At 46.4% G+C, this 16,984-nt stretch carries 14 protein-coding genes and 1 riboswitch; of the genes, 5 read left to right on the forward strand and 9 right to left on the reverse strand.

Annotated elements, in window-relative coordinates:
• Positions 1-100: 100 nt before the first annotated feature.
• Both MKY14_RS17910 and MKY14_RS17915 read right to left on the reverse strand, forming a co-directional pair.
• A complete protein-coding gene (locus MKY14_RS17910; protein ID WP_340976991.1) occupies positions 101-625 on the reverse strand; it encodes a hypothetical protein in 525 nt (174 codons plus the stop codon).
• 59 nt (positions 626-684) lie between these two features.
• Positions 685-1,191: a DUF948 domain-containing protein gene (locus tag MKY14_RS17915; protein WP_036680224.1), complete on the reverse strand. Its 507-nt coding sequence runs from the start codon at positions 1,189-1,191 to the stop codon at positions 685-687.
• Positions 1,192-1,380: 189 nt separating this feature from the next.
• Between MKY14_RS17915 and MKY14_RS17920 the strand changes: the two genes are divergently transcribed.
• The gene (locus tag MKY14_RS17920; protein ID WP_036680225.1) at positions 1,381-1,548 is read left to right on the forward strand and encodes a DUF1328 domain-containing protein; all 168 of its coding nucleotides are present in this window, start codon (positions 1,381-1,383) and stop codon (positions 1,546-1,548) included.
• A gap of 219 nt (positions 1,549-1,767) precedes the next feature.
• A complete protein-coding gene (locus tag MKY14_RS17925) occupies positions 1,768-2,145 on the forward strand; it encodes a hypothetical protein (RefSeq protein WP_076128684.1) in 378 nt (125 codons plus the stop codon).
• Between the two features lie 220 nt (positions 2,146-2,365).
• Here the strand turns inward: MKY14_RS17925 and MKY14_RS17930 are convergent, their stop codons facing one another.
• Both MKY14_RS17930 and MKY14_RS17935 read right to left on the reverse strand, forming a co-directional pair.
• A complete protein-coding gene (locus tag MKY14_RS17930) occupies positions 2,366-3,427 on the reverse strand; it encodes a C40 family peptidase (protein ID WP_340976992.1) in 1,062 nt (353 codons plus the stop codon).
• A gap of 204 nt (positions 3,428-3,631) precedes the next feature.
• Complete coding sequence (locus MKY14_RS17935) at positions 3,632-4,501, reverse strand: cation diffusion facilitator family transporter (RefSeq protein ID WP_076128688.1); 870 nt, start codon at positions 4,499-4,501, stop codon at positions 3,632-3,634.
• A gap of 133 nt (positions 4,502-4,634) precedes the next feature.
• Between MKY14_RS17935 and MKY14_RS17940 the strand changes: the two genes are divergently transcribed.
• On the forward strand, positions 4,635-4,820 hold the full coding sequence (locus MKY14_RS17940; protein WP_036680230.1) for a hypothetical protein: 186 nt from the start codon (positions 4,635-4,637) through the stop codon (positions 4,818-4,820).
• Positions 4,821-5,143: 323 nt separating this feature from the next.
• Here the strand turns inward: MKY14_RS17940 and MKY14_RS17945 are convergent, their stop codons facing one another.
• Both MKY14_RS17945 and MKY14_RS17950 read right to left on the reverse strand, forming a co-directional pair.
• Positions 5,144-6,769, reverse strand: a complete 1,626-nt coding sequence (locus MKY14_RS17945; protein WP_036680232.1) for an ABC-F family ATP-binding cassette domain-containing protein — start codon at positions 6,767-6,769, stop codon at positions 5,144-5,146.
• A gap of 155 nt (positions 6,770-6,924) precedes the next feature.
• The gene (locus MKY14_RS17950; protein ID WP_076128690.1) at positions 6,925-7,890 is read right to left on the reverse strand and encodes an MBL fold metallo-hydrolase; all 966 of its coding nucleotides are present in this window, start codon (positions 7,888-7,890) and stop codon (positions 6,925-6,927) included.
• A gap of 223 nt (positions 7,891-8,113) precedes the next feature.
• On the opposite strand from MKY14_RS17950, the gene MKY14_RS17955 reads away from it, so the two are divergent.
• Both MKY14_RS17955 and MKY14_RS17960 read left to right on the forward strand, forming a co-directional pair.
• Entirely contained in the window at positions 8,114-9,250 is a 1,137-nt protein-coding gene (locus MKY14_RS17955; protein ID WP_076128692.1) for a virulence factor, read from the forward strand.
• A gap of 101 nt (positions 9,251-9,351) precedes the next feature.
• A riboswitch (Lysine riboswitch) is annotated at positions 9,352-9,556 on the forward strand.
• Positions 9,557-9,755: 199 nt separating this feature from the next.
• Entirely contained in the window at positions 9,756-11,237 is a 1,482-nt protein-coding gene (locus MKY14_RS17960) for an amino acid permease (RefSeq protein ID WP_076128694.1), read from the forward strand.
• A 109-nt stretch (positions 11,238-11,346) separates the two neighbouring features.
• On the opposite strand, the gene MKY14_RS17965 is transcribed toward MKY14_RS17960, so the two are convergent.
• The 3 genes from MKY14_RS17965 to MKY14_RS17975 all read right to left on the reverse strand — a co-directional run bounded on the left by MKY14_RS17965 (position 11,347) and on the right by MKY14_RS17975 (position 16,871).
• Positions 11,347-12,486: a transglutaminase domain-containing protein gene (locus MKY14_RS17965; RefSeq protein WP_076128696.1), complete on the reverse strand. Its 1,140-nt coding sequence runs from the start codon at positions 12,484-12,486 to the stop codon at positions 11,347-11,349.
• A 139-nt stretch (positions 12,487-12,625) separates the two neighbouring features.
• Complete coding sequence (locus MKY14_RS17970; protein WP_076185436.1) at positions 12,626-14,998, reverse strand: glycoside hydrolase family 95 protein; 2,373 nt, start codon at positions 14,996-14,998, stop codon at positions 12,626-12,628.
• A 115-nt stretch (positions 14,999-15,113) separates the two neighbouring features.
• A complete protein-coding gene (locus tag MKY14_RS17975) occupies positions 15,114-16,871 on the reverse strand; it encodes an ABC transporter substrate-binding protein (RefSeq protein ID WP_080742630.1) in 1,758 nt (585 codons plus the stop codon).
• Between the last annotated feature and the right edge of the window lie 113 nt (positions 16,872-16,984).

The raw sequence follows: 16,984 nt of genomic DNA on the forward strand, positions 1-16,984 counted from the left end.
AAAGTAACCTCCAGCCCCACTATACCTAGTGGGGCTGGAGGTTACTCTATTCTAAAGACAGCCTATGTTTATTAACCAATTTGCTCAAATATGAAACAGATTAGGAAGAAATACTATCAAATAAATCAATTCCTTCAAATTCACCCGCCAAATTTCGATATATTTTGAGTGCGTTATTCCCTCTCAGGTATACATCCCCATCTTCGGCTATAAAATACGGTTTGCCCAGAGTATCTTGCAGATTATCTGTTAAAGGATCGATTTCTACGCCATCTACATGTAAACCGAACTGCTGTGCTTGCGGAGGTGCAACATGTACATAAAGTACAACACCCTCGCCCACACCCACTGTCACATCTGCGTAATGGTACTCCACTGTCTCTAGCAATGGATCATTTGTCACCGCAAGCGGATTGCCTTTGGTCAGAAGCAGTTCTTCCTTTGTGGTGTATAAAGCGACACCTTGCAGAGAATCAAAGTGATTTATATATGGGCTGGATTCTGAAGCATGTTCAAATGCGAGAACCGACTTAGGTTGTTCAATAAAAGTAGAGATAGGCACCAACTGTGGAGACGCATCAAAGTATGGGAAAAGAAGACCAAATAAAAGGATCATCATGTTCATGTTGTGTCCCACCTTTCTTATCTGCAGCCACCGATTACAGAAGCCTTACTATCTTATGCTTAATGACGAAATTTCTTCCAAAGAGTTGCAGCTACGTCTACACCTTTTAGCACTGTAGCTATTTTTCCCGGTGACTTCTCAGCATAAATGGCATCATAGGAGTTAACAGTACGTTCTTCAGCAGGAGTTAGCGGAGCTTCTTTTATAGAGACTTCCTTACTTTTCTCCTTCAGCTCACGCGATTTACGATATTTCTCGATCACTGTGACTGACACTTGTTTGACTGTTAAGGTTAGCTCATTCATAACATCACCCAGATTCTTGACAGAATCGATGACTGGGTCAATCTTCTGAATCTTATGCTGTACATCGGCAGTGATTTCATTTGCGTGTCTGACCGTCGTTTTCACTTCATAAGTAAGCTCATCCATCGTCTTCTGTACTTCCACCAAGGTTTGGCTGACTTTGTCGAGTGAATCCTTTGCCGACTTTAAAGTTTTAATTAAAAAGAAAACAAGTACTGCGAATGCAATTGCGACGAGTGCTACACTAAGTTCAATGATCATATTCATAACCCCTTCCATATCTCATAAATATCGGCTAATCAGCCTTGTATACTGCATAGTTACCCCTGGTCCCATAAGCCGAAACATCTTGTCGAGCGTTGTCAAGAGTCCCTCTTCCCTTTTGTTTCAAAATCAAAGTCCCCGTTTATACAATGACTACATTAATCAAAAAAGGATAGGTGATATGTAATGTTAAAATGGTCCGCAATACTACTTGTAGTCGCAGTAATCGCCGGAATCTTTGGTTTCTTCAACCTAGTAGCTGCCGCTGCTGGTCTTGCTAAGATCCTGTTCTTCGTCTTCCTGGTTCTGTTTGTAATTTCTCTCTTCACGGGACGCAGAGGCAGATCTATGTAGCCCCTCTTATTAATGGTGTGACTGTTGTATCCCTCCCATATCTATCCATATATCTTATTCATCATGCAGAAAGTATAGGTCATTCCTGCACAGATGTCACTTGAGAAAATAAGAAATGTTGAATGGGTGGTTCATCACGCATCAATTACGTTTACTAGCTTATTAACAAACAGCGCTTTTGGAAAAAAATACATCCAACCCCCACAGGAGGAACCAAACATGAAAAAAATCGCCAGCCTTACAGTAGCCTTAGGACTTATGGCTTCCATTGCAGCTACAGCTTCAGCAGCTGAAGTAACAGGAACTACTACGGCTCCTGCAACCGTAACTGGAAGCACTTACAGCAATTCTTTTGAAACCATTATTACTCCAGCGGATATGAGTCCAGCTACACCGCAAATAGTGCTGACTGAGAAAACACCTTTCTACTTTTCAGTCGGAGGTATAATTCCAGCAGGCTGGCTTGGCGTTCAGACTCTTGATACAACAGGTGAAGTCATTTCGGATACTTGGGGTAATGAATGGAGAGAAATTTACACTTGGCTAGGAAAAGCATGGGTTAAGGTTCCTGTATCAGCCAATGTGATTTTGCCATAATTAATCAATAAGCGAAGAAGGGGTGTCCCAAGAGCCAAGAAAATGGCCGATGGTACTGCCCTTTTTTTATGTGGAGAGTACATATTCTGAACAGATAAACAGGAAGAGCTACCCCTTCAGTAGAGAATTCTACTAAAAGGATAGCCCTCTTGCGCGTACGCCCGCCATCGTTCACCCGTCACAAACATGCGATGCTGTCGCTTCCTGCATTTTCATATATTTAGCGAATGACCGAACCTCCGTAGAGAAAACGATTCATCCAAGAAGCGCTTAGTTTATCTACTCTTACCCCGCCTGAAGCTACGGAATAAGTTTGTAGAACTTGTCCATCTCCTAGATACATTGCAACATGCGATATTCTAGCTGTAGATTTGTCGATTCCCTCATAAGCAGAAGCAGAATTCCCCTTATAATCCATAAAGAACATTAAGTCGCCGCGCTTCAAATTGGAAATAGACGTAACCACCGTACTATTCGACTTCACCCAATCTCCCTGTTGACGGGAATCCGCCGGCAGTTTGAGATTGGCTGCATCCATAAAAATTTGCCGGATGAAGTCCGAGCAATCAAAGGTGCTTGTATCATTTCTGCTGGAGCCATACTCATAAGGCGTTCCTAGATATCCCATGCCTGCAGCAATCACCCGTTCGATTTGGGCTGAAGCCCCCGGTGTTGTTATAGGTGGATTGGGTGTAGGTGTAGGTGTAGGTGTTCCAGACCCCCCACCGTTTCCTGAAAGTGTACTATATTGTTCACTTGAACTTATATATCCGATGCTACCATCCGCCGCTTTAACTTGATACCAGTAACTGTTAGACTGTGCCAGAACTTCTACTTTTTCTCCCTTATTCAAAAGCTTCATTACTTTTCCGCTTGTTGAAGGTGAAACCCGAAGATTCACACCATACTTAATGGTGCCAGTTTGTGCCGATGGTGTCGTTACTGAAGCAGAGGATACGCTGATATACTTATCTCCTGCACTTGTATAACCCACTGAACCATCAGCCGTTTTTACTTGATACCAATAGCTGTTAGGCTGCGAAAGGATCTGCACTTGATCTCCCTTTTGCAAGTACTTCACTATTTCTCCGTCAGTAGAAGGGGTGCTGCGAAGGCGAACACTAGCCTCAATCACACCTGTTTGAATGGCTGAAGCTGCTGTAACTGAATTAGATGAACTTGAGGCTGCCGCTGCTTGTCCAGGAGCAGATACTCCTAAACCTGCAACAATTGCAGCAGATACTAACAAAGATGCTGTAATTTGCTTATGTGATTTGATCATACGTTCCCCCAAATTCCATGATGAGATTTCAATAAAGGATTGTGCTACATTATTCCTTTATGCCCTCATTATAGGCTTGCCCGGGATTTGGAACATGCTCCAAATTTCACATATAATCATGCCACTTTATGGTAACATACAGGTCTAAAGTCTCGATTTCTCCTTGAATATGTGTTATTTTTCCTTAATATAGCATTTCGCGATTTATTTTTTAGGTTCCACGTGCACCTGCACATTCATAATATTATGCATTTTGCTCATTCTTTCTTCGATGGAATCACTTATTTCATGACCTTCCGTCACAGAAATATTCGCATCCACTTCCACTACAACATCCACATGCACATGATTACCATGAACCCGTGCCTTCACATCTTTAATCTCTTCTACTCCCGGCGTTCGAGCAATCGTACTGCGTAGATCCATCAATTTATCTTGATCAAAGCCATCGGTAAGCCGATAGGTCGAATCACGAAAAATATCCCAAGCGGTCTTGGAGATAATGAGTCCGACAAGAACAGCTGCTGCGGAATCAATCCATGGCAAACCAAACTGTGCACCCACAATCCCAACTGCGGCTCCAACACTGACCATTGCATCAGAAAAATTATCCTTAGCCGCTGCCATAAGTGCCCCACTGTTAATTTGTTTGGCCAGTCTTTTGTTATATATGTATACCCCCATCATAGCTACTGCACATACAATAGCCACCCCTGCCGACCAGAGCTGCGGCGTTTCTTTTGTACGATCGAAAAAGGAACGCACCGCCTCCACAATCACTTGAAGGCCCACTACCGCCATGATAAAAGAAGCCAACAACGCCGCTACGGTCTCTGCCCGGAAGTGCCCATAAGCGTGGTCAGAGTCAGGTGGCTTCCGCGAAATCCGTAACCCCACCAGTACAGCTATGGATGCTACGATATCTGTTAAATTGTTGACCCCGTCCGCAACGAGTGCGCTAGATGCAAATAAATAACCACAAACCAGCTTGAATGATGATAGGATGAGGTAAGCCGCTATGCTCACCCAAGCTCCTCGTTCACCTTTACGTATATCTTCGTAAATATCAGTCATTCTTGGCTCCCCCTCTTTTCCCCGATTATTTAAAATACGGAAAAGAATTCTTTCAATTATTCTTGCCCTTGTGGCAGCATTTAAAAACAATTAGAATAAAGTGTAAGGACTTGCTTCGAAGGAGGTTATCATAATGAGCGAAAGCAACGATAAAGGAAAAATCAACTTAGCGGAAGCTATCCGTAAAAAACTGGAACAGAAGAAGCAACAATCTTCCTCCAAGCCTGGATCCACATTTCAGGCCGGTTCCGCCAAACCGCTAAAAAGCCAAAATAACAAAAAGCCTAACAACCAACGCCGTCGTACTGGCGGATCTTAGTATTTACTTATACTTAAACATAAACGGCTGCGAATCCCTCGGGGAAACGCAGCCGTTTATACGTTCGTCCTGCCTGATAGGATGGATTAGAACTCTTCAAATTCATAATTGCTTCTCTTTAATGTACGATTAGCCAGCTGAAAACATGCGCTTTGGGAAACCTCAAGGGCTAAAGACTCCTGTCTTGGTAACCCGCATACACCCCGTAGAATTCTACTTGTTAATAACTTTTCAAAATTGAAATTATAAAGACAGCTACCCTGATCCTAAAAGGATTAGTGTAGCTGCTTCATGGATTCCTTCCGCATAGCGGAAATTAAATATTATACTTCTACAGGATACATGCGCTGGCGCATTTCCTTAATTTCTGGATTCTCCAAATATTCATCGTAGCTCATGGAGCGATCAATTACACCTGTAGGTGTAATCTCGATGATGCGGTTAGCAATGGTTTGGATGAACTGATGGTCATGGGAAGTGAATAGAATCGTGCCATCGAAATCGATCAGCCCGTTATTCAGTGCCGTGATGGATTCCAGATCCAAGTGATTGGTTGGTTCATCGAACACAAGCACGTTCGCGCCGTTGAGCATCATTTTGGCCAGCATACAGCGAACCTTCTCGCCCCCGGACAGCACACTTGCTTTCTTCAGTGCTTCTTCTCCGGCGAACAACATACGGCCCAAGAATCCACGCAGGAAAGTTTCGTCCTGATCTTTAGAATACTGGCGTAGCCATTCTACAAGATTCATTTCCACACCATCGAAATAGCTGGAGTTGTCTTTCGGGAAATACGCTTGAGTTGTAGTTACTCCCCATGTATATTCGCCCGCATCCGCTTCTTGCTCACCCATGATCACATCAAACAGCAGTGATTTAGGCTGGGAGTAAGGGCCTACAAACGCAATCTTATCCCCTTTATTTACTACAAAGCTAATTTCATCAAGAAGCTTTTCACCTTCAACCGCTTTGGACAATCCGCTGACTGTCAGCAATTGTTTACCCGCTTCACGTTCAGGTTTGAAGTTTAGGAACGGATATTTACGGTTGGACGGACGAATATCGTCCAGTGTAATTTTCTCAAGTTGCTTCTTACGTGATGTCGCTTGTTTAGACTTGGAAGCATTGGCCGAGAAACGCTGGATAAATGCCTGCAATTCCTTGATTTTATCTTCCTTCTTCTTGTTCGAATCACGCTGCAAAGCTTGCGCAAGCTGACTGGACTCATACCAGAAGTCGTAGTTGCCGACGTACATCTGGATTTTGCCAAAATCAATATCCGCAATATGCGTACATACTTTATTCAGGAAGTGACGGTCATGGGATACGACGATAACAGTACCTTCATAGTCCATGAGGAAGTTCTCTAACCAGCCAATAGATTCGAGATCCAAGTGGTTGGTAGGCTCATCTAGCAGCAGGTTATTTGGACGGCCAAACAAGGCTTGCGCCAAGAGTACCCGTACCTTTTCATTGCCGCTCAGTTCGGCCATTTTTTTGTCATGCAGTTCACGCATAATTCCGAGACCAATCAGCATGGCAGCTGCATCTGGCTCAGCATCCCAGCCGTTAAGCTCAGCGAACTCACCTTCAAGCTCCCCTGCACGCAGGCCATCCGCTTCTGTGAAATCGGACTTCGCATAAAGCGCATCCTTTTCTTTCATAATTTCATAAAGACGTGTATGACCCATAATTACGGTCTCAAGTACTGGGAATTCATCATACTCAAAATGGTTCTGTTTGAGTACTGCGAGACGTTCGCCCGGTGTAACATGTACCTCACCGGTATTTGCTTCGATCTCACCAGACAGAATTTTCAGAAAGGTTGATTTACCGGCACCATTGGCACCAATCAAACCGTAGCAGTTACCAGGGGTGAATTTTATGTTTACATCTTCAAAGAGAGCGCGTTTTCCGTAGCGGAGTGTTACGCCGCTTGTGCTAATCATTACGCATTACCATCCTTTTCACTTAGGGTTTCGGCTCATTATAGCATAAATAGAGAGCAAAAAGCCCGTAAAATAGCCTTTTCAGCTGTTCTCTCCAATACTAAAGTTATTCCAGCTGCTGTACAGAGGTCGCCAGTTAGGAGGAATTTTTTCAATTATTGTCCAGTTATGCGATTCTTGGGTTGTATAATAAGCGTTTCGCCATAGCTGAGCGTACGGATTCGTTCTTCAGAAATACCCTGTTTAAGCCGGGCACTTTCCATCCGATCCAGCGCTTCCCGGGCCGTATCATCAGCAAGTCTATAGGTGCCGTAATGCATCGGAATCATGGTCTCCGCTCCAACATCTACAAATGCTTGTATAGCCTCTTCAGGGGTTACATGCTGCGAGGTCATGAACCACTCCGGTTCATAAGCTCCAATCGGCATGAGTGCAACATGAAGCTTATAGCGGCTCCCAATCTCCTTAAAACCCGGAAAATAACCGCTATCTCCTGCGAAATACAGGTTAGGAGGCAGCTTGTCGCTATCCGATTCGATCGGCTGCAGAATGTATCCTCCCCAATGAGAAGTATTCGTGTCCCAAGGCGTTCTCCGCGTCCAGTGCTGAGTCGGCACGAAGGTAAGCTTAATTTTACCTAGCGTATTTTCCTGCCACCATTCCATTTCTATGCAGTTATGAAATCCTTTGCGGAGCATCTTTCGTTTCAAGCCTATAGGAACAACAAGGGTTGTCCCTGCTCTATATAATTTACGGATAGAAGCCATATGCAAGTGGTCATAATGAGAGTGCGAGATCAGAATCAGGTCAATGGGAGGCACTTCGCTGAGCGGAATCCCGGGTTGCCCCAATCTTTTCTCAAAGCCTAGTCTTCTCGCCCAGATTGGATCAGTAATGATATTCATCCCTTCATATTGAAGGAAAAACGTTGAATGCCCAATCCACGTAATGGTGGTCTCCAGGCGATTCTCCGCCAGATAAGCTAACCTCGGCGGCGTACTTGGCACTACATATGAATAATCTTTTTTCTTCCGTCGACGTTCCTCCCGCCACTTACGAAACTCTTTAAGTGTTTTATCGGTACTCACATTGTCGAGGTTATTGTAGCGAAATTTAGCCATAGAGCACCTCATCTTTAGAAGTTTGCAGAGCATGCTTTACTTTAGCGAATATAATACAACTATATTGAACGGCAGAGTATTTTGCAAAATATACAAGTTACTTGGTAATGGTGCGCCCTTTTTCCGCAAAATATCTAAGTACCCTTTTGTGTTTCACGCCAGAAATGAGATAATATGTGTATAAAGTATGGCGGTGCATATACCGTTCAAGGGGGAGCTACGTATGAAGATTACTTTTATTGAACCGACTCCAAGTCCAAATACGATGAAGCTTCATTTGGACGAAAGTCTGGAACCTGGAATTCGCAGAACCTATACACCAGAAAGTGAACGTTCCGCACCGGCCTGGGCACGCGAAATGTTAACGATACCGGGCGTTATTAGCATCTATCATGCTGCTGACTTTGCAGCGCTCGAACGCAAGGGCAATGCGGATTGGGCAGCGATTCTAAGAGAAGTTCAGAACCGCTTCGGCAACAGCGAAGGCTTAAATGACGATTGGAATCTTGCCGATGAGAACGCTGGCGCTCATTTCGGCGAAGCTCAAGTCTTCGTCCAGATGTTCCGCGGAATTCCGCTGCAAATCCGCGTTAAGACCGGCGCGAATGAAGAGCGCATCTCCTTAGCAAACCGCTTCACGAAGGCGGTTATGGATGTGGCTAGCGCCGTGATGATTAAAGAGCGTAAGCTCACTGATTACGGCGTGCGTTATGGCGAGCCCGCGGAGATTGCACGCGAGGTGGAGCAAGAGGTCGAAGCGGCGTATCCGCAGGAACGCCTCGACTCTCTCGTGCAGCAAGCCATTGCGCACGGCGCCGAAGGCGAGTTCGTCGAGCAGAGACGAACCCGCAGTCAGGATGAGCTGCTGCGAGACCTGAAGCATGAGGATTGGCGCGTGCGCTACGCCGCGCTGGAGGATCTTACGCCGACGGCGGAGCTCCTGCCGGAGCTTAAGGCGGCGCTGCACGATCCCAAGCTGCATATTCGCAGGCTTGCGGTCGTGTATCTAGGCGACCTTCGCACGCCTGAAGCGATGGAGCTGCTCTATGAGGCGATGGCAGACAGCGCGCCAGCCGTGAGACGTACGGCAGGCGATACGCTGTCCGACATCGGCGATCCTGCCGCCACGCCAGTGATGACGGCGGCACTGACAGATAAGAGCAAGCTTGTCCGCTGGCGCGCAGCTCGTTTCCTCTATGAGGTGGGCACATCCGATGCCCAAGAAGCGCTGTCAGTTGCGGCGGAAGATCCGGAATTCGAGGTTGGACTTCAGGCCAAAATGGCTTTGGAACGTATCGCTTCCGGTGAAGCAGCGGCGGGTACCGTTTGGCAGCAAATGTCAGAGCGTCGTCGCAGCTAACATTCCCTACCGGATTTTGTCATTGCTTGACTTGCGAACTTGCTTTATACTAATTCCTGTTGTTTATAAATGAATGAAGTAAAGATAGCCTCGTCATACTAAGATGAGGTAGAGGTCGCGGATATAAAGAGTACGCGCGTGGAGACGTTAGAGCCGTCTATGAATCGCGTCGAAAGGAATATCTGCCGAAGTCTGCACTGTCGCTCTTACAGCGGTGCAGGCTGGGGCCGTTGCCGAAAGGCACGGAACTGTCACATTGTATAACCTGCATAGCAGCAGGTCATAATGTGTTGCGCTATCTTCACAGGGAGTATGATGCGGAGCTGTATAGATGGAAACCGCAGATATAGTCTGCGGTTTCTTTGCGTTTACAGAATTTGTATATTTAGTGTTTGTCCATAACCTTATGGAGACCACCAAATACACTCTCCCGCTCTGCGGGAGGAAGCAGCTCAGCACTCCCCGTTCATGAATTGAAAGATTAGATCATAAGGAGTGTCAAATCATGCAGGGCAAGCAGCAAAATCTAGCACAAGGCAACGTAGGTAACCCGCCTGAGCTAAAAAAATCATTTAAAGCAAGGCATTTGACCATGATTGCGCTTGGAGGATCTATTGGTACTGGACTCTTCCTGGCCAGTGGTGGCGCTATCGCTTCAGCCGGACCCGGTGGAGCACTTCTAGCCTATACGGCTGTTGGTGTTATGGTTTATTTCCTCATGACCAGTCTGGGAGAGCTCGCTACCTATTTGCCGGATTCGGGCTCATTCAGCACTTACGGCACGCGTTTCGTCAGCCCCGCTTTTGGGTTCGCCATCGGCTGGAACTTCTGGTATAACTGGGCGGTTACGATTGCAGCAGAATTGTCTGCCGCCACCGTCATTATTAAATATTGGTTCCCGGACAGTCCCTCCTTTCTCTGGAGTCTCGTGTTCCTGCTGCTGATGTTCGGTCTTAATTTCCTATCTGCTCGTGGATACGGAGAATCAGAATATTGGTTTGCCATTATCAAAATTATTACTGTTATCGCCTTCCTTATTGTCGGAGTTTTGATGATTTTCGGAATCATGGGCGGAAAAGCCGTAGGCTTCAGCAATTTCCAGATCGGGGGCAGCTCGTTCCACGGTGGCTTCTTCGCTTTCGTCGGTGTCTTTATGGCTGCGGGATTCTCCTTCCAAGGCACCGAGCTAATCGGTGTTGCAGCAGGTGAGAGTGAGAACCCTCGCCGTAACGTACCTATTGCTATTCGCCAAGTCTTCTGGCGTATATTAATCTTTTATATCCTCGCTATACTAGTAATCGGAATGCTGATTCCTTACACGAATCCAGATCTGCTGCGCGGTGGTATTGATGATATCGGAGTCAGTCCGTTTACGATCGTATTTAATAAAGCAGGACTTGCTATTGCCGCATCCGTCATGAATGCTGTCATTCTCAGCTCCGTATTGTCAGCCGGGAACTCGGGAATGTACGCCTCCACCCGCGTCCTGTACGCTATGGCTAAGGATGGAATGGCTCCACGTGCTCTAGGCAAGCTTAATCGCCGCGGTGTTCCTGTTGGCGCTTTGCTCGTGACCACAGCCGTTGGTATGTTAGCCTTTTTAGCATCATTCTTTGGTGATGGTGCTGTATACAACTGGTTGCTTAATGCTTCCGGTATGTGTGGATTTATTAACTGGCTCGGCATCGCTGTCTGCCATTATCGTTTCAGACGCGCCTTTATAGCTCAAGGTCATTCCCTTGATGAGCTGCCTTACCGGGCTAGATGGTTCCCGTTTGGGCCTATATTTGCCTTAGTACTTTGTACGGTAGCCATCCTTGGCCAGAATATGGGTGCCTTCTCAGGTGGAAACATCGACTGGTACGGTATTGCCGTTTCCTATATCAGCCTGCCATTATTCGTCTTGATTTGGGCCGGCTATCGCTTCTTCCGCAAGAGTAATATTATTCCTTTGGAAAAATGCGATCTTAGTACTCACCCAGAATAAATAGACTCCGCAAAAAAGGGATATCCAGAAGCCTGAAAGGCTGCGGGATATCCCTTTTTATATAAATCAATCTAGTATATTCAACTCCTGATTTTACTTAGCCCTTTGCCTATTCCCAAGTCACATACACTTTTAGATCACCCGTATTATCAAAAGAAGTGCTAGAATAAGACACTTCCTCTAGTCCAAGTTTATATAACTCCTGTAGATCATTCTTCAGCTGGGTTCCACTACCGTGATAACGGAATAATAAAGATCCCTCTCCTGAAGCGACAGCCTTATTCGCCAGCTGAATTAAATCTGCTGCTGAACGTACAATCCGTTCCTCGGCATACAGCTCATAATTAAGGTCCTTCTGAAGCTGCTTATACACCCCGGCGTTCTGTCCTCCACGCTCTACAAGTGCTGACAAGGTCTTATAATAGGCAACCGAAGCTGCCGGATAAGACTTCGTCCAGCTATGGTCCTGACGCATTTGTGCATCCGTCTTCAAGTAATACGCGGTGCTTACCACGCCGGCTTTATCAGGTGTCGGGTCATCCCAAGTTGTGTCGAGATGATACCATCTCCCTTCGAGCAGCACTAGATTCCAAGCATGAGACTGGCTGCGTCCTCCCGGCTGTTTTGCAGTGCCCTCGACGATTTTATTACTGAATCCCGCTTCCTTGAGCAGCTTATAGGTCAACAGCGAATACCCTTGGCAAACGGCACTGCCACTCTTCAGGCCTTCATAAGCCGTATATTTACGATAAGAGGTATCATACTTCAGACGCAGCACCACCCAGTCGTGGATAGCCTTAACCTTCTGATGATTATTCATGCCCGGTGTAATGATCTTCTTGAGCGTTGCCTTTACTTCTTTGTTCACAAAAGCGGTCTGCTCCAGCGTTTCCAAGTATTTCACTTCTACCGTAACCTTTACAGAGCTTTTGCTCCCTCGATAAGTGTATCCGTAGCTGTCTATGATGTAATACAAATAGGGATCGCTATTCATCGCTTGATCTAGACCCGTTTGTATCTGTGTTTTTAAATTCGAGGTTTTCCCCTCATAAGTAAAAGTGATAGTCTCTCTACGATTATTCATCGCACCGGTTAGCTTCTGGGCAATCTCACTCACAGAACGAACGGTCGGTGAAGTCGTGGCCGCATAAGCATGCCCCCAGGTCCAATACAATGTCGGGGGAATGGCTGCGCAAATAATCACTCCTCCAAGAATGACTTTTGCCAACGTGAAGCGTTTTTTCCACATAATTATTCTGATCCTCCGGCTCCTACAGACTTATTCAAAACCCTCCATTTAATAGATAATGAAGACTTGGGCAAAAAAAGACTGTTCTCTGTAGAATAATTCTACTCTGAGAACAGCCTCTAAGCCAGATCAATATGAATTATTTCTTTAGGGGTGTAATGAGATAGGTCTCTCCTATTACTGTTTCAAATTCCAGCCCCGCTCCTTCAATCTGTGTACCATCAGGTTTTTGAATGAGCAAAGGCTGGTGTTGAACAATTCTGCAGGATCGGCCATGAGTCGAGGTAACCTCTGCCCTTGTTAAACAGCCCCCGCTCCATTCTATAGTCATGACAAAGCCACCACGTGCCACCAACCCTTTCACGCTGCCTTCAGACCATTCCTCTGGAAGAGCAGGTAATAGTTCCAGACCCTCCTGATGACTCTGCAAAAGCATTTCTGCTATTCCGGCTGTAGTTCCGAAGTTTCCATCAATCTGAAACGGAGGATGATTACCGAACAGGTTCGGCAAACTGGAATCTTGCAAAATGCGACGTAGACAGCTAACCGCACTCTCGCCATCCTTCAGACGCGCATAAAGATTAAGCAACCAAGCTGCGCTCCAGCCTGTATGGCCACCTCCATGTTCTATACGTTTCTTCAGTGTTAAGGCTGCCGCCTCCGCTAGCTCTGGTGTGGAGGAAGGGCTAATTACGTTCCCAGGATACAGGTCATACAAATGAGAAACATGACGATGCCCAGGCTCTTGTTCAGCAAAATCCTCATTCCATTCGCGGACAGTTCCGTCCGGTGCGATCCCTTGGTGGGCAAGCTGTTTCTGTTTCTGCATAAGCTCCTGACGCAGCTCTACATCGGTATTTAAAATATCAGCAGCCTGAATGCAGTGCTTGAACAACTCAGCGATAAGCGATAAATCCATAGCTGAGCCAGCCGAGACACTGCATGGTGTGCCGTCAGCAGTCAGAAATACATTCTCTGGCGAGGTAGACAGACCTGTGGTCCATCTTCCATCAGGCAGCTCTACTAGCCAATCCAGACAAAACAATGCGGCTCCCTTTAATATGGGATAAGCTGTGCGCAAATAGTCCTCATCTGGACGAAAAGCGTAACGCTCCCATAGATGGCGAGAGAGCCATACCCCGCCCATCGGCCAAAAAGCCCACATCGCCTTACCGTCTGATGGAGAAGTCATCCGCCACAAATCGGTATTATGGTGTACTGTCCAGCCACGTGCGGCATAATGAATACTCGCTGTACGGCTGCCAGCCACGCTAAGCTCCGTGATAAAATCTATTAAAGGTTCATGGCATTCACCCAATCCGCATAACTCGGCTGGCCAATAATTCATTTCGGTGTTTATATTTGTCGTATAATTGCTGTTCCATGGTGGCTGAATATAGGGATTCCAAATGCCCTGCAGATTCAGAGCTTGCGTCCCCGGCCGTGAGCCAGCAATCATCAGGTAGCGGCCATACTGGAACAGCAACGCTTCCAGTTCAGGATCTGCCTGTCCTTCGCGGTATTGTACCAGGCGCTCATCAGTCGGAAGCTCTCCTCGGGAAGCAGCAGATGCAAGCGTCAACTCCACACGGTGGAACAAGGATTGATGATCCTCTAAGTGGCGCTGCTTAAGCTCTGCGTATCCTTTAGAGGCTGAAGCTAACTGCACTAGGCACAACTCCGCTGGCAGCTTGCCACCGCTTCCCGGCATCCGGTCATACCCGGCATAATCGGTTGCCGCAGCCAGACGAAGGGTAATGGAGTGCGCGCCAGAAATCAACAGCGAGCCGTTCTCCGCTACACAAGTCCCACCTTCCGTCTGGATCTCCATAACCGCAGCAAAACTTATGCCAAGCCCCTCTTCATATAATACTGCACGCGGGTGATCCCCTACGTAGTTATCAGCCACATGCGACGGGGCACGGCCAGTCATAATCAGCATGCCATCCGGAGTAATCTCCGAGTTGAAAGGATGTGGTGATGCCAGATCCGCCCAGAAATCTGGCAGAGTAGCTTGGCCCTCCCCCCCCTCAGCACGGATATGGAGAGCTATAATGTCATCCGGTCTGCTGGCCAATACTTCACGTACGATCCTTACACCACCGGCAGTATAGGATACCGTAGCCAACGCCTGATCCAGATCAAGCTCTCTTCGGTAATCCTCTACAGGACCTGCAAAATTAAACTTCAATCGCAAATCTCCAAGCGGTTGATAGGATTCCGTCCGGCTGCCTAACATTTTGGCGTCCACCAGTGCTTCTGCTTCCTTGTATTTCCCCTCTGCAACTAGCTGTTTAGCTGGAGCCAAATGCCGCAGTGCCTCATAGTTGGCTTTATCCCGCGGGAAACCTGACCATAGAGTGTCTTCATTTAATTGAATCCGTTCTTCTTCGATTCCACCAAAGACCATGCCGCCCAGCCTCCCGTTACCTACGGGCAGCGCCTCTTCCCATACAGCCGCCGGCTGCTTGTACCATAACTCATGCCGTCCGGAGTTCTTGCTCTCTCCCATGTATATTCCTCCTGTCCTGTTATTACCGGTGAAAAGCAATCAGCGGGAGGCCCGGACTTTCGTTCGGACTTCCCGCCATCTTCATGCTTTTATTGGATTAGACGAAAATTAATAATTAATCATTCCAAAGTTTCACGCGTTGTTTAACCAGCTCTTCACGCAAATCTTCAGCTTTCGTTACACCAGCTTTATCAAGCTCAGCCATGTAAGCATCCCAAACTTTATCGAAATCAGCTGGTTTAGACAAGATTGCTTCTGGGATCCGTTTCCAACTGATATCCTTCAGCTTGTTGTCAAGAACGACAATTTCGCTATCCCCAGGAATCGTGATGTTCCATGCTGCGCCCCAAGGTTTAACTTTGAACTCATCTTCACTTGGGAAAAGGTCTTTCCAAGTTGTTGCTTTGTAAGCAGCAAGTGTTTCTTTTTCAACCGCATTGTAACCTACGGTTACTTGCTCAGGGAAACGAGTTGTGTAGTAGTTACCAGATGGATCCAATACACCGTCGCCATAGTGAGCGCTCAGCAATGCATAGTTTGATCCGACATTACCCAAACCAGTTTCTTTTTGGAAGTTGGTAGTGTCATTATATTTACGGTCGTTCACATCTTCAGGAATGACACGTTTGCCATCAACAACATTGTAGTGTTTGCCTTCAATACCCCAGTTAACCAATACTTGACCTTCGTCGGAAGCTAGGTAGTCCAGGAATTTAATCGCACGAACTGGATCTTTAGCATCTACGCTGATCCCAATTCCGTTACCACCCATGAAGCCTGTAGGCCAGAAGGAGGTTTCTTTGTACTCCTCAGACAAGGTTACAGGATAGTGTCCATAGCCTTGATCCAGCTTGCCTTCAGCTTTCAATGCTCTTTCTCCATCGCCATAACCCCAGTCTTGGTCAATCAAACCAATAACGCGGCCGGTAGCGATTTTAGCTTTGTACTGATCATACTTTTGAACGAAACTTTCTGGATCAAGCAATCCGATATCGTTCATGTGGTTGAGCCAGCGGAAATATTCTTTTTCAGCCGGACGACGGAAGTGATAAGTTACTTCTTGGGTGTCGATATCAATCGCATATTCACCATCGTCAGGAGAACCAGTAGTAATAAATGCTGGGTTAGTTACTGTAATGTACATGTACCAATCATCTGCATTCAGAGTCAGGCCGATGTTTTTGTTACCATTTTCATCCGTAGGATGTTTTTCCAGGTAAGCCTTGATTACGTTCTCATAATCTTGAACAGTTTTGATTGCAGGATATCCAGCTTCTTTAACAGCACGGTGCTGTAGTTCAAATCCGCCACCAGCATCAAAATATTTGTTGTCCACACCTGCATAAGTAGGGATGGCATAAATCGCATGATCATCGTCACTGTAACGTGAACGTTTCATGCCTTCTTCGCCCAATACTTTTTTGATATTCGGAGCATATTTTTCAATCAGGTCTGTTAGATCAAGCATTGCGCCTGCATCCACCAGCTTACTGACATCAGTCTTAGCACTGATCAAATCCGGATATTCGCCGCTCGCTGCGATCAAGGCTACTTTTTGTTGAGGATCACCAACTGCATATTCAGCATTTAGGGTTACTCCCGTTTTTTCCGTAATCACTTTACCAACTTCATCTTGCATACCTGTCCAGTTCGGGTTAGGGTCTGCACTGAAGAAGGTCATCGTGAGCGGGGAAATATCCTCAGCCGCATTGGTCGCATTTCCAGCATTAGTTGCGTTGCCGCCTGTATTTCCAGCTGCAGCATTACCATTGTTGCCATTGTTACCGCCGCAGCCTGCAAGCACACCGAGCAGCATAATAGAAGTGAGCGTTAATGCCGTAGCTTTGGCTTTTATCTTTCTATTACTTCCCATTAAATAAACCCTCCTTAAAATTGTTTATCTATCGTATCACAGGTGAAGACCTGTTAATACTTTACCCAGCTTGCCAAAAGAAAACGGATACACAATAGGTTTTAAGCATAGGG

This window comes from Paenibacillus sp. FSL R5-0887, assembly GCF_038002305.1.
GTDB lineage: Bacteria > Bacillota > Bacilli > Paenibacillales > Paenibacillaceae > Paenibacillus_AQ > Paenibacillus_AQ odorifer.